This window comes from Telluria sp. LT2P80 (assembly GCF_059685955.1).
Window position 1 is genome coordinate 1,381,298 of record NZ_JCASIO010000001.1, and the last position, 14,000, is coordinate 1,395,297.

Sequence of the window (14,000 nt, forward strand, 5' to 3'; positions counted from 1 at the left end):
CCTGCCACCAGCTCACCCATGACGTGTCCGGCGCCGCTTGTCTTTCAGCTGCGCCGGTTTTCACTGAACCACCGGACCAACCATGTTTGAAAAAATCCTCATCGCCAACCGTGGTGAAATCGCGCTGCGTATCCAGCGCGCCTGCCGCGAGCTGGGCATCAAGACGGTCGTCGTGCACTCCGAGGCCGACAAGGACGCCAAGTACGTGAAACTGGCGGACGAGTCGGTCTGCATCGGCCCGGCGCAATCGAGCCTCAGCTATCTGAACATGCCCGCGATCATCAGCGCGGCCGAAGTGACCGACGCCGAAGCGATCCACCCGGGCTACGGCTTCCTGTCCGAAAACGCCGACTTCGCCGAGCGCGTCGAGAAATCGGGCTTCGTCTTCATCGGCCCGCGTTCCGAATCGATCCGCCTGATGGGCGACAAGGTCTCGGCCAAGCAGGCCATGATCCGCGCCGGCGTGCCGTGCGTGCCAGGCTCGGACGGCGCCCTGCCGGACGACCCGAAAGAAATCGTGCAGACGGCGCGCCGCGTCGGCTACCCGGTGATCATCAAGGCTGCCGGCGGTGGTGGCGGACGCGGCATGCGCGTGGTGCACACCGAAGCGGCCCTGATCAACGCCGTGGCGATGACCAAGACCGAAGCCGGCGCCGCGTTCGGCAATCCGGAAGTCTATATGGAGAAGTATCTGGAAAATCCGCGTCACGTGGAAATCCAGATCCTGGCCGACGAACACAAAAACGCCGTCTGGCTCGGCGAGCGCGATTGCTCGATGCAGCGCCGCCACCAGAAGGTCATTGAAGAAGCACCGGCGCCGGGCATCCCGCGCAAGCTGATCGAAAAGATCGGTGACCGCTGCGCCGAAGCCTGCCGCAAGATCGGCTACCGCGGCGCCGGCACCTTCGAATTCCTGTACGAGAATGGCGAGTTCTATTTCATCGAAATGAACACGCGTATCCAGGTCGAGCATCCGGTCACCGAGATGATCACCGGGATCGACATCGTCCAGGAACAGATCCGCATCGCCTGCGGCGAAAAGCTGCGCTTCCGCCAGCGCGACATCATGCTGTCGGGCCACTCGATCGAGTGCCGCATCAATGCCGAAGACCCGTTCAAGTTCACGCCGTCGCCGGGCCGCATCACCAGCTGGCATCCGCCGGGTGGCCCTGGCATCCGCGTCGACTCGCACTCGTACGCCGGCTACTACGTGCCGCCGCACTACGACTCGATGATCGGCAAGGTCATCGCGTATGGCGCCACGCGCGAGCAGGCGATTCGCCGCATGCAGATCGCGCTGTCCGAAATGGTCGTCGAGGGTATCCTGACCAATATTCCGCTGCACCGCGAACTGATGGTCGACGCCCGCTTCATCGAAGGCGGCACCAACATTCACTACCTGGAGCAGAAACTGGCCGCCAAGCCCGATCTGCCGAAGGAAACCGCGCTGTCGGCCAAATCGGAAGTCAAGGTGAACGAATGAGCTGGACTGAAGTCGTCATCGAACTGGCGCGTGAACACGCCGAAGCGCTGTCGGACGCCCTGATGGAAGCCGGCGCGCTGTCGGTGTCGGTGGAAGACGCCGACGAAGGCACTGAGGACGAAAAGCCGCTGTTCGGCGAGCCGGGCATGGAGCCGACCGAAGCGGCCTGGGACCACAGCCGCGTCGTCGCACTGACCGATGCGGATGCCGACCAGCTGGCGATCGTCACCGAGGCCGCGCAAGCGATCAACCTGCCCGTCGTGCCGGCATTCACCACCCGCAAGGTGGAAGACGCCGACTGGGTGCGCCTGACGCAATCGCAGTTCGAGCCGATCCACATCGGCACCAATATCTGGGTCGTGCCGAGCTGGCACGTGGCGCCGGATCCGAACGGCCTGATCCTCGAGCTGGACCCGGGCCTGGCCTTCGGCACCGGCAGCCATCCGACAACGCGCCTGTGCATGGAGTGGCTCGAAGCCCATCCTGCGCCGGGCAAGTCGGTGCTGGACTACGGCTGCGGCTCGGGCATCCTGGCGATGGTGGCCAAGAAGCTGGGGTCGCAGGACGTGGCCGGTGTCGACATCGATCCGCAAGCGATCGAATCGGCACGCGCCAACGCTGAGCGCAACAACGTCGCCATCGACTTCTACCTGCCTGACACGTTTGCTGCTTCCGGCAATGAACGCCATGCCGGCGGCAAGTTCGACATCGTCGTGGCCAACATCCTGTCGAGCCCATTGAAGCTGATGGCGCCGATGCTGGCCGGCCGCGTGGCCGATGGCGGTTCGCTCGTGCTGTCGGGCGTACTGGCACGCCAGGCCAACGAAGTGGCTGCAGCCTATGCGCCATTCATCAAGCTGGGCGTCTGGGCCGAGCAGGATGGCTGGGTTGCCCTGCACGGCACGCTGGGCCAGGACACACCGCCGGCACGCACTGCCACTGCCACTGCCGGATAAAGGCATGGCGCTCGCCACACAATGCCCCCACTGCGGCACGCAGTTCCGCGTCGCCGCGGACCAGCTCAAGCTGCGTGGGGGCATCGTGCGTTGTGGCGCATGCCAGCAGATTTTTGACGGGAACAGCGCGCTGATCGATCTGGCGGCCGGGCCTGCACCGGTTGTTGCGGCGCCTGCCGACGCACCGGCCGACGAATCTCCCACTACTTCTTCCCCTCCCGTTGACGAGACGCCGGTCGAGACACTTGCACCGGTGAGCGAGCCGGTCGCGCCGCAGGAACCAGACCCAGAACCGGCGCCGATGCCGGTATCAATACCCGAACCGGACACCCTCCCCGCGCCCGAACCAAGCCGCGAGCACACGGCAGACTCGATCGGCCCGCCGACCCTGCTGCTGCGCGAATCCTCGGGCGGCTCGCCGCCGATCGTATCGAACGTGCCTGCCTCGCCGCGCAACCGCGCCGCCGAAGCGCGCGCGCGCCGCGTCAAGGCCGCACCGCCGCGCATCGACGAGGCGCCCAAACCACCACCACCGCCGCCAAAGCCGAAGCCGGACATCGATGAACCCGAGTTCGTGCGCAGCACACGCCAGCGCGAAGCTTCCAGCAAGACGACGCGCATCGCGCTGGCCGTCGGCAGCGTGCTGCTGCTGATTGTGCTGGTCGTGCAGGCAGCAGTGAGCTTTCGCGACGTGCTGGCGGCGCGCCATCCGGGCCTGCGTCCGGCGCTGGTCTCGACCTGCGCCCTGCTCGGCTGCAGCGTCAACCTGCCGGCGCGGCCGGAGCAGCTGGTGATCGAGACCGGTGAACTCATCACGCTGGGCGGCAACGCCTATACCTTCAGCACCGTGCTGCGCAACCAGGGCGACATGGCGCTGGCCTGGCCCAGCCTCGAACTGACGCTGAACGACCTTGACGACAAGCCGCTGGTACGCCGCGTGTTCGCCCCGCGCGATTACGCCGGCGCCGCCGCTGCCGCGCCCACCGGGTTCGCCGCACGCGGCGAGCAGCAGGTGCGCATCCATTTCAGGCTGGAGGGCGCAGAGCCGTCCGGCTACCACATCGCAGTGTTCTATCCATGAAAGCCTCACCATGACCAAAACCGCCCTGATCTGCGGCTCGCTCGCGTTCGACAAAATCATGCAGTACCACGGCCGCTTCGGCGACACGCTGCTGGCCGACCAGCTGCACCGCGTGAACGTGTCGTTCCTGGTGCCGACGCTGCGCACCGAATACGGCGGCTGCGCGGCCAATATCGCCTACAACCTCAAGCAGCTGGGCGGCGAGCCCCTGATGATGGGCACCCTGGGCCAGGATGGCGGCGACTACCTCAAGCGCATGCAGGAACAGGGACTCGAGACGCGCGGCGTCCGCACGATCCCCGAGGCCTACACCGCGCAATGCTTCGTGACGGCCGACCAGGACAACAACCAGATCAACGCCTTCCACCCGGGCGCGATGGAATACTCGAACCAGAACAACGTCGCCGACCAGGGCGCGATCCGCGTAGCGATCATCTCGCCCGACGGCCGTGACGGCATGATCAAGCACGCGCGCGACTGCGCCGAACAGAAGGTGCCGTTCATGTTCGATCCGGGCCAGCAACTGCCGATGTTCTCGGGCGAAGAACTGATCACGTTCATCGGCCAGGCCAGCTACCTGGCGTGCAATGACTACGAATTCGAGATGGTCATGGACCGCACGGGCCTGAGCCATGCCGACATCGCGGCGCGCCTGGAGGCGTTGATCATCACGCGCGGCGAGGCCGGTTCGGACATCTACGCAAACGGCGAGCACATCAAGATTCCAGCCGTGACGGCCACCAACGTGGTCGACCCGACCGGCTGCGGCGACGCCTACCGTGCGGGCCTGCTGTTCGGCATCACCAATGATCTGGATTGGGCCACGAGCGGGCGCATCGCCAGCCTGCTGGGCGCAATCAAGATCGCCTCGGCCGGTGGCCAGAACCACCATTTCACGCCGCAGGAATTCGACGCGCAGTTCGAGCAGGCGTTCGGCAGCAAGTTCCGCTAAGCCGAAGGCGCCGCCGGCGCCGCCCGTGACATAAAAAAAGGCCTCTGCATGCAGAGGCCTTTTTTACGGTCGGGTGGTTCAAATGTAGCCGAACACCTGCCGCAGCACGAACAGCAGGATCTGGATCAGCACGAGCGCCACCAGCACGGACAGGTCCATGCCGCCGATCGGCTTGACGACGCGCCGGATCGGCTGCAGCAATGGCTGATTGAGCGCGTGCACGAACGGCGCCAGCGGCGCATTGGGATTGACCCAGCTGAAGACCGCTTCGATGATCAACAGCGCCATGAAGCCGTACAGGATCCACGTCAGGAAGCGATGCAGCGCGTACAGCAGCATCGTCTCGCCGCTGGCGCCGGCCAGCAGCAGCACCGTGCTGGCCAGAAGGACCACCAGGAAGGCGCCGATGAGGCTTGCCCAGTCGTAGCCGCGGGTACCGGGCACCACGCGCCGCAGCGGCATGACCAGCCAGTCGGTGATGGTATGGACGAACTGGCGAATCTGGTCGGGAAGACGCACGCGGATGGCATTCGTCCAGAAGCGCAGCAACAGCACCCCACCCAGCAGGCCTGCAACGATATCGACGATAAACTGAAGAATGGACAGCACGGACTCTCCTCAAAAAAAAACCGCTGTGCGAAGGCTCACACAGCGGCATTGTGCCTGAAGCGCGCCCCACTTGCCATGCTGCGCAAGACGCGCGGCAGGCAGGGGCGTTTGCGATTACGGACGGCTGCTGGTCGGGAATGGCCAGGCGGTTGGCGCGATCACGCTTTTTGCTGCAGTGGTCGCTGCCGGTGCGGCTGCAGGCGTGTCACCCGCTTTCGCATCAGCCGCTGCCGGCTTGGTCGCTGCCTTCTTGGCGGCTGGCTTCTTCGCTTCTGGCTTGGCGTCGGCCTTGCTGTCCACTTTCGCGTCTGCTTTTGCATCGGCTTTGACGTCAGCCTTCGCGTCGGCTTTGACTTCCGGCTTGGTGTCAGCTTTGATGTCGGCCTTGATGTCGGCTTTCATGTCCGGCTTCGCGGCAGCTGGCTTGGTGGCGGCTGGCTTGGCGGCGACGGTCTTGGTCGCAGCGGTCTTGGTGACAGCTGGCTTGACGGCGGCCGTTTTGGTAGCAGCAGGCTTGGCAGCAGCGGTCGTGGTCGCGGCAGCTTTGGTCACGGCTGGTTTGGCCGCGGCGCTGGTGGTGGTCGCTTTTTTAGCGGCTGGCTTGGCAGCAGCGGTTTTGGTGACAGCCGGTTTGGCTGCGGTTTTGGTCACCGTTGCTTTTTGCGCTGCCGGCTTTGCCGTTGCTTTGGTCGTGGCCGCTTTTTTGGCGACTGGCTTGGCGGCTGTCTTGCTGGTGCCCGCTTTTGCGGTGACCGGCTTGGCTGCAGCTTTGGTCGTCGTTTTAGCGGCTGGCTTGGCGGCGGTTTTCTTTACTGCCGGCTTGGCTGCTGATTTAGCGGTCGACTTGGCCGGCGATTTCGCTGCCGACTTGGTGGTCGATTTGGTGGCCGATTTAGCAGTCGACTTGGTAGCCGATTTAGCGGTCGATTTGGTGGCCGATTTAGCTGGCGATTTGGTGGCGGCCTTGGCCGACGTTTTCGTGGCGGCAGGTTTGGCTGCTGGCTTGGCTGCTGCTTTCTTTGCAGCCGGCTTGGCTGCAGGTTTCGCTGCTGCTTTCTTTGCCGCTGGCTTGGCTGCAGGTTTCGCTGCTGCTTTCTTTGCCGCTGGTTTGGCTGCTGCTTTCTTCGCTGCCGGCTTGGTTGCTGCTTTAGCTGCTGGTTTGGTTGTTGCTTTAGTTGCTGACTTAGTTGCTGGCTTAGTTGCAGGCTTCACTGCGGACTTGGCAGCGACTTTCTTGGTTACCGGCTTCGCTGCAGTTTTAGCGGCGGTTTTGTTTACCGTTGGCTTTGCTGCAGTTTTGGTGACGGTTTTCTTTACTGCCGGCTTTGCGGACGACTTGGCGGTCGATTTAACTGCGGCTTTGGCTGCAGTGGTTTTGGTCGCCGTGGTTTTGGTCGCAGCGGTCTTGGTTGCAGTGGTTTTCTTTGCAACAGGTTTCGCCGTGGTTTTCGTCGCTGGCTTGCTCACTGCCCGGGCTGCCGGTTTGGCTGCTGCCTTGGTGGTGGTCTTGGCAGTGGTTGCTTTTGCCGTGGTGGTCTTGGCGGTGGTGGCCTTGGTCGTGGCCTTGGTCGCGGCTTTTTTCGCGACTGGTTTCTCTGCTGCAGCCTTTGCGGTCGACTTCGTCGTGGACGAAGGCGCGCTCTTCACTGCTGCCTTTACAACTGTTTTTTTAGCGGTTGCCATTTTAATTCTCCTTCATCTGCGATGAGAAATACGCTCAGGGTTTAAAACCCGCCAGGTCGTTGTTGACCGGCGAGTTATTCATCGACGCATGCCGAAGATCGATATGCGTCAATGAATCCGGCACCGGCTGAACTGCTGCAACTCCTCACAGTTGCAGCGCTTCAGCCAACGTCGACAGGCCACCGTTCCAGCGTCGTCACAGCGCTACCCTTGCGGGTGCGAAAAGAAAAAGCCGCCTTGCCTGAGCAATTGGTCAGGCAAGGCGGCTTGTTCTTTTCGCTTCGCTTCCGTGCATACTGTTTGGTTCAGCGCCCTATTATTCGATCGATTTGCCCGATGCCCGCGACAATATCACATCTTCTCGATTTGACAAATTCAATCGCGTAAAGTACGTGCTTTCTTTGTGTGTGCGCAACCGAGAATCGGAAACAAGCCGCGCAATATGAGAGGCCAAATAAGCAAGCGCGCCTGAATTGACAGGGATTCTGCAAATGACGCCGAATTCACGCGCGCCTTTCAACCCGCAGTTGAATCGATTCACAGATCGAACGGTCCGAACCAATAGATACTGTCGATCACGCCGCCGCGTTTGGCAATATAGGCCAGTCGAGTCTGGCAATTGACGAATACCGAATGGAACGAGCCGTCCAGTTGCCGTGCCATTCGCTCCACCGGGTGGCTGCCGAGCGGAACCAGGTAGACGGATCGCGGCGCCGCACCCGCCGGCGCGCCGGCCGTGGGCGCGACCACCATCTCCTTCGCCACCAGATCGAAACCGTGGTTGGTGGCGCGGACACGCGCGCCATCATCCAGCGCCAGGCACGCCGCATCGCGCGGCGCGCCATCCACGTGGTCTTCGAGAACCAGCGTCGGCTTGACCGCTGTGGGCGGCGTGCCGGCGCAGCCGGCCAGCAAGGCCGCGCCACAAAGCGCCAGCCTGAAGGTATGCGGAATCATGAAAGCCCCTGCCAATAGGAGATGCCCATCCTAGCGCATGCGCGGTCGCTTGTGCACGCGCATGTCCACTCTCGTGCCAGGTCGCGTCAGCGCCCCGGCGCCACGCGCCACAACGTGCCGCCGGCATCGTCGACCACCAGCAGCGCGCCATCGCGCGCGACTTCGACTGCCGCCGGCCGGCCCCACACATCGCGGTCGCTGACCACCATGCCGCTCATGAAGTCCTGGTACTGCCCGGTGGGCACCCCGTTCTTCATGAACACGCGCACGACCTTGTAGCCGGTGCGCACGCCACGGTTCCACGAGCCGTGCAGCGCCACGAACACATCGCCCTCGTACTCCTTCGGGAACGCACTGGTCGCACCCTCCGGCGCGTGGTACGCCACCATGCCCAGCGGCGCCGAGTGCGCCTGCAGCAGCACATCCGGGGTGATCGTCTTGCCCTTCAGGTCGGGCCGGTGACCCGCCAGGCGCGGGTCTTCGTTGTCGCCGATGTAGTACCACGGCCAGCCATAGAAACCGCCCTGTTTCACGCGCGTCAGGTAGTCGGGCGGCAGGTTGTCGCCCAGGGCATCGCGCTCGTTCACATTGCACATGACGTCGCCCGTGGTTGGCAGCACCAGCAAGCCCACGCAGTTGCGCAGACCGGTCGCGAAGGTGCGGCGGTTCTTGCCGTCCGGGTCGAACGCCATGACGGTGGCGCGGTCCGTCTCGACGCCCCAGGCGCCGCCCACGCCGTGCTCGCGCTCCCACTGCGCCAGCGGCACGGGCGGCGTGCGACCAATGTCGGCCGCGACGTTGGTCGCCGAGCCGATCGACAGCAGCAGCGTCTTGCCGTCCTTCGAGAACGCCAGCGTGCGCGTCGTGTGACCGCCACTGGTCTCGGACAGTTCGGCAATCACGGTTTCGGGCGCGCCGCGCGCCGTCAGGTCGCCATTGCGGTACGGGATGCGCACGACCGAATTGACGCCGGCCACATACAGATACTGCGGATTGGCGCCGCTCGGCCAGAAGGCCATGCCGTACGGACGCGCCAGTCCAGTAGCGAACACGCCGGCGCTGTCGGCCTTCCTGCCATCACGCGAGCGCAGCACCTTGATCGCGCCCGCGCCGGTCGCGGCCAGGAACACGTCGCCATTCGGCGCGCGCAGTGCCACGCGCGGCTTGTCGGCGTCCTGCGCGAACACGCTGACCGTAAAGCCGGGCATCACGGTCGGCAGCGTGCCGTTGGGCCGTGCCTGCACGCGCGCGCTGTTGCCGGCGCTGTCCGTGGCGAATGGCGTGGCCAGGTCGGTGGGCTTGATGTGCCAGACCTTGCCGGGCTGGTTTTCGGTCCAGGCGCCGGCGCGGGATGCAGCTTGTGCATCGGCTTTCGCAAGGGCTGGCGCAAGGGCTGGCACTGCGGCGGCAGTCTCAGCACCCTGCAGGCTGGCCAGGTAATCGATCAGCGCGCCGCGCTGTTTTGCGTCCGGCACGCCGACCGGCATGGTCGTGCCGGGCACGCGCTTAGCCGGGTCGAGCAGGAACATGTCGAGTTCGTCGCGCGTCCACACGGTGCCGCTCGCGCCGGCCTTGGCCAGCGCCGCCGAATAATTGAACCCGGCGACATCCGCCGCCTTGCGCCCGACAACGCCGAACAGGCCCGGGCCAGCCAGCTGCGCCATCCCGGTATCGACCGTGTGGCAGCTGGCGCAGTTGTTCTGGAAGATCGTGCGGCCAGCGGCCACCTGGGGCGCAGCGTGGGCGACTGAGACTGTCGCCAGGCCGGCGAGCATGAGGGCGTGCAGCAGCGTGGTATGGGCGTTCAAGGGTGTCTCCTGGTCAGGCTTGAAAGATCGCCATCATAGGTCAACACCGACGGGCTGCGCGCAACAGGCGAAAAAAAGCCCGGCTTTACCAGCGCCGGGCTTTTTGTTCGTGGCTGACGCAGGGCGATGGACGCCCCCGCATCAATCCCAGCTCAGCGTGCCGCCAGTCTGGTACTCGGTCACGCGAGTCTCGAAGAAGTTACGCTCTTTCTTCAGGTCGATCATTTCGCTCATCCACGGGAACGGGTTTTCTTCGTTCGGGAACAGCGACTCGAGGCCGATCTGCACCGCGCGGCGGTTGGCGATGAAGCGCAGGTAGCCCTTGAACATCGGGGCGTTCAGGCCCAGTACGCCGCGTGGCATCGTGTCTTCGGCGTAGCGGTATTCGAGGTCGACTGCTTCGATGAACAGGGCCTTGATCTCTTCGCGGAATTCCGGGGTCCACAGCTGCGGATTTTCCATCTTGATCGTGTTGATCACGTCGATGCCGAAGTTCACGTGCATCGATTCGTCGCGCAGGATGTACTGGTACTGCTCGGCGGCGCCGGTCATCTTGTTCTGGCGGCCCAGCGCCAGGATCTGCGTGAAGCCCACGTAGAAGAACAGGCCTTCCATCAGGCAGGCGAAGACGATGATCGACTTGAGCAGCTTCTGGTCGTTTTCCGTGGTGCCGGTCTTGAATTCAGGGTCGGTCAGCGTGTCGATGAACGGGATCAGGAACTGGTCCTTGTCGTGGATCGACTTGACTTCGTTGTAGGCGTTGAAGATCTCGGCTTCGTCCAGGCCCAGCGACTCGACGATGTACTGGTAAGCGTGCGTGTGGATCGCTTCCTCGAACGCCTGGCGCAGCAGGTACTGGCGGCACTCGGGGGCCGTGATGTGGCGGTAGGTGCCCAGCACGATATTGTTCGCGGCGAGCGAGTCGGCCGTCACGAAGAAGCCCAGGTTGCGCTTGACCAGGCGGCGCTCGTCTTCCGACAGGCCGTTCGGGCTCTTCCACAGCTCGATATCGCGCTGCATGTTCACTTCTTGCGGCATCCAGTGGTTCGCGCAACCGGCCAGGTACTTGTCCCATGCCCATTTGTATTTGAATGGCACGAGCTGGTTCACGTCGGTCTGGCCGTTGATGATGCGCTTGTCGTCGGCGTTGACGCGTTTTGCCACTTCGGCGGCAGGCACGATGGCGAGGCCGGCGTCGGCTTGCGGAGCGCTTGGTGCGCTGGTTGGTTCGTCGTCCCAGTTAAGCATGGTGGTCCCTTCTGTGGTGCGCTGGCGCAGCGACTGCGGCCCGGGCACGTTGATGCGTTGGTTATTCGTGTTGTCGGCGACTGGCGCCGTTGTACTTGCCGGGGGGCGAGCCGGCCTTGCAGGCGGCTCGCCTCCCTTACTCAGTGACTGCGAGGGTTACTGGCAGGCTTCGCATTCCTCGAAACCATCGTCGCCCGGACGCAGATAGCAGGCGGCGCCATCTTCTTCGGTCGCTGCTGCCGTCGCCGTCGCCATATTCGCGGCCGGTGCCGGTGCCGGAGCAACCGGCGCTTTCTCGCCGGCCGACAGGCCACCGGACAGGCCGCCCGAGACCGACACGGCGTTCAGCGCGCCGGTACGGGTGGTCGACTTTTCCAGGTGCGTCGCAGCGATCGTGCGCAGGTAGTAGGTCGTTTTCAAACCACGGAGCCACGCCAGCTTGTAGGTTTCGTCCAGCTTCTTGCCCGATGCGCCGGCCATGTAGATGTTCAGCGACTGGGCCTGGTCGATCCACTTCTGGCGACGCGACGCAGCATCGACCAGCCACTTCGGCTCGACTTCGAATGCCGTTGCGTACAGGTCGCGCAGGTCTTGCGGTACGCGGTCGATTTTCGACAGCGAGCCGTCGAAGTACTTCAGGTCGGCGATCATGACTTCGTCCCACAGATCACGCGCCTTCAGGTCACGCACCAGGTACGAGTTGATCTCGGTGAATTCACCCGACAGGTTCGACTTCACGTACAGGTTCTGGAACGTCGGCTCGATACAGGCCGAGACGCCGATGATGTTCGAGATCGTCGCGGTCGGAGCGATTGCCACGCAATTGGAGTTGCGCATGCCGAACTGCTTGATGCGCTCGCGCACCGGGGTCCAGTCCATCTTCGACGACGTATCCTGCTCCAGGTACTGGTTGCCACGTTCGTCGGCCAGCAGCTGGATCGAATCCTGCGGCAGGATGCCGCGGTCCCACAGCGAACCCGTGTAGGTTTCGTAGCGGCCACGCTCTTCGGCCAGTTCGGTCGAGGCCAGGTAGGCGTAGTAGCAGACCGCTTCCATCGACGTGTCGGCGAACTGCACCGCCCGGTCGGACGAGAACGGGATGCGCATCATGTGCAGGCAATCCTGGTGGCCCATCACGCCCATGCCGACCGGACGGTGGCGCAGGTTCGAGTTGCGCGCTTTTTCGACGGCGTAGTAGTTGATGTCGATGACGTTGTCGAGCATGCGCATCGCGGTGCGGATCGTCTTTTGCAGCTTGACGTGATCCAGGCCATCGCCCTTCATGTGCTGCGGCAGATTGACCGAGCCCAGGTTGCAGACGGCGATTTCATCGGCGCTCGTGTTCAGCGTGATCTCGGTGCACAGGTTCGACGAGTGCACGACGCCCACGTGCTGCTGTGGCGAGCGGATGTTGCACGGGTCCTTGAACGTGATCCATGGGTGACCGGTTTCGAACAGCATCGACAGCATCTTGCGCCACAGGTCGAGCGACTCGATCTTTTTGAAGACGGCCATTTCGCCGCGCTCGGCCTTGGCTTCGTACGCCAGATAGGCTTGTTCGAAGGCCTTGCCGGTCAGATCGTGCAGGTCGGGCGTCTCGGATGGCGAGAACAGCGTCCAGTGCGACTTTTCCATCACGCGCTTCATGAACAGGTCGGGAATCCAGTTCGCCGTGTTCATGTCGTGGGTGCGGCGGCGATCGTCGCCCGTGTTCTTGCGCAGGTCGAGGAATTCTTCGATGTCGAGGTGCCAGGTTTCCAGGTAGGCGCAGACAGCGCCCTTGCGCTTGCCGCCCTGGTTGACCGCGACGGCCGTGTCGTTGACCACTTTCAGGAACGGAACCACGCCCTGCGAGCGGCCGTTGGTGCCCTTGATGCGCGAACCGAGTGCGCGCACTGGCGTCCAGTCATTGCCCAGGCCGCCGGCGAACTTCGACAGCAGCGCATTTTCTTTGATGGCGTCGTAGATGTCTTCCAGGTCGTCGCCGACGGTGGTCAGGTAGCACGACGACAGCTGCGAACGGCGGGTGCCCGAGTTGAACAGGGTCGGGGTCGAGCTCATGAAGTCGAACGACGACAGCAGGCTGTAGAACTCGATGGCGCGCGCTTCGCGGTCGTCTTCACGCAGGGCCAGGCCCATTGCCACGCGCATGTAGAACGCCTGTGGCATTTCGATGCGCACGTCGCGCACGTGCAGGAAGTAGCGGTCGTACAGGGTCTGCAGGCCGATGTAGCCGAACTGCAGGTCGCGGTCGGCGACGATGGCCTTGGCCAGGCGCTCAAGGTCGTACTTGCCCAGTTCTTCGTCGAGCAGCTCGTTGGCGATGCCCTTGGCGATGTATTGCGGGAAGTAGGTCAGGTATTCGGCGGCGGCGCCGGCTTGCGCCACTTCGCGGCCGAAGACTTCCTTGCGGATCGTGTGCAGCAGGATGCGGGCGGTGACCTGGCTGTAGGCCGGGTCTTTTTCCATCAGCGCGCGCGCAGCCAGGATGGCCGACTTGTGCAGCTCTTCGACCGGCACGCCGTCGTACAGGTTCTTCATGGTCTCGGCCAGGATCGCGTCAGCGTCGACGTGCTTTTCGAGGCCGGCGCAGGCCGCGCCGATCAGACCGATGACGGTGTTGATGTCCAGCAGGCGACGCTCGCCGCCATCGACGACGTGGATCTGCGGCGCGACGACGGCGCCACCGCCACCAGCGGCTTCTTTCGCGGCGCGGCGCTCTTCCATGCGCTTGGCGCGGTACAGCACGTATTCACGCGCGACATCGTGTTCGCCCGAACGCATCAGCGACAGCTCGACCTGGTCCTGCACGTCCTCGATATGGAACGTGCCGCCGTTTGGCTGGCGACGCACCAGCGCGGTGACGACGTTGTTGGTCATCTGCTCGACCAGCTCGCGGATGCGCGCCGACACGGCGCCCTGGCCGCCGGCGATTGCCAGGAAGGCCTTGGTCATTGCGACCGAGATCTTGTGCGGCTCGAACGCCACCACCGAACCGTTGCGGCGGATGACGCGATAGTCGCCACGAGCGACGATGTCGGCCGGGGTGCTGCCGGCGGGCGCCGATCCTGGGGTGACATGTTGGTTAATCGAACTATTCTGTGCTGTTTGCATTGCGCCTCCAGGAGCGGTCGGACCGCCGTTGTCTACATGGCAACCGTCTTGCCGTATTGCGCAAACCCGGTCCGTCAACAAATTAAAAAACGATGCCCTGCCAGCCGGT

General features: G+C 63.8%; 11 protein-coding genes. 5 read left to right on the forward strand and 6 right to left on the reverse strand.

Annotated elements, in window-relative coordinates:
• The first annotated feature begins 82 nt into the window (after positions 1 to 82).
• The 4 genes from accC to AC56LW_RS06055 are packed head-to-tail and all read left to right on the forward strand — an operon-like array spanning position 83 to position 4,472.
• Entirely contained in the window at positions 83 to 1,483 is a 1,401-nt protein-coding gene (gene accC / locus AC56LW_RS06040; RefSeq protein ID WP_258835657.1) for an acetyl-CoA carboxylase biotin carboxylase subunit, read from the forward strand.
• Positions 1,480 to 2,439 carry a 50S ribosomal protein L11 methyltransferase gene (prmA, locus tag AC56LW_RS06045; protein WP_499632700.1) on the forward strand — a complete coding sequence of 320 codons (960 nt, stop codon included), beginning with the start codon at positions 1,480 to 1,482 and terminating at the stop codon, positions 2,437 to 2,439. Before accC ends, prmA begins: the two co-directional genes overlap by 4 nt.
• Before the next feature lie 4 nt (positions 2,440 to 2,443).
• Positions 2,444 to 3,520: a DUF3426 domain-containing protein gene (locus tag AC56LW_RS06050; protein ID WP_499632703.1), complete on the forward strand. Its 1,077-nt coding sequence runs from the start codon at positions 2,444 to 2,446 to the stop codon at positions 3,518 to 3,520.
• Positions 3,521 to 3,530: 10 nt separating this feature from the next.
• Complete coding sequence (locus tag AC56LW_RS06055) at positions 3,531 to 4,472, forward strand: carbohydrate kinase family protein (protein ID WP_499632706.1); 942 nt, start codon at positions 3,531 to 3,533, stop codon at positions 4,470 to 4,472.
• Between the two features lie 78 nt (positions 4,473 to 4,550).
• Here the strand turns inward: AC56LW_RS06055 and AC56LW_RS06060 are convergent, their stop codons facing one another.
• Positions 4,551 to 5,081: a YggT family protein gene (locus AC56LW_RS06060; RefSeq protein WP_499632709.1), complete on the reverse strand. Its 531-nt coding sequence runs from the start codon at positions 5,079 to 5,081 to the stop codon at positions 4,551 to 4,553.
• Between the two features lie 114 nt (positions 5,082 to 5,195).
• Positions 5,196 to 5,633, reverse strand: a complete 438-nt coding sequence (locus AC56LW_RS06065; RefSeq protein WP_499632712.1) for a histone — start codon at positions 5,631 to 5,633, stop codon at positions 5,196 to 5,198.
• Here AC56LW_RS06065 and AC56LW_RS06070 point away from each other — a divergent pair.
• A complete protein-coding gene (locus AC56LW_RS06070) occupies positions 5,596 to 6,789 on the forward strand; it encodes a hypothetical protein (protein WP_499632715.1) in 1,194 nt (397 codons plus the stop codon). The genes AC56LW_RS06065 and AC56LW_RS06070 overlap by 38 nt on opposite strands.
• A gap of 512 nt (positions 6,790 to 7,301) precedes the next feature.
• Here the strand turns inward: AC56LW_RS06070 and AC56LW_RS06075 are convergent.
• The 4 genes from AC56LW_RS06075 to AC56LW_RS06090 form a co-directional block, all read right to left on the reverse strand.
• Complete coding sequence (locus AC56LW_RS06075) at positions 7,302 to 7,721, reverse strand: hypothetical protein (RefSeq protein WP_499632718.1); 420 nt, start codon at positions 7,719 to 7,721, stop codon at positions 7,302 to 7,304.
• Positions 7,722 to 7,807: 86 nt separating this feature from the next.
• Positions 7,808 to 9,529 (reverse strand): PQQ-dependent sugar dehydrogenase, encoded by a 1,722-nt coding sequence (locus AC56LW_RS06080; protein WP_499632721.1) that lies wholly within the window; start codon positions 9,527 to 9,529, stop codon positions 7,808 to 7,810.
• 141 nt (positions 9,530 to 9,670) lie between these two features.
• A complete protein-coding gene (locus tag AC56LW_RS06085; RefSeq protein ID WP_499632724.1) occupies positions 9,671 to 10,777 on the reverse strand; it encodes a ribonucleotide-diphosphate reductase subunit beta in 1,107 nt (368 codons plus the stop codon).
• A 156-nt stretch (positions 10,778 to 10,933) separates the two neighbouring features.
• Positions 10,934 to 13,891 carry a ribonucleoside-diphosphate reductase subunit alpha gene (locus tag AC56LW_RS06090; RefSeq protein ID WP_499632727.1) on the reverse strand — a complete coding sequence of 986 codons (2,958 nt, stop codon included), beginning with the start codon at positions 13,889 to 13,891 and terminating at the stop codon, positions 10,934 to 10,936.
• Positions 13,892 to 14,000: the final 109 nt, after the last annotated feature.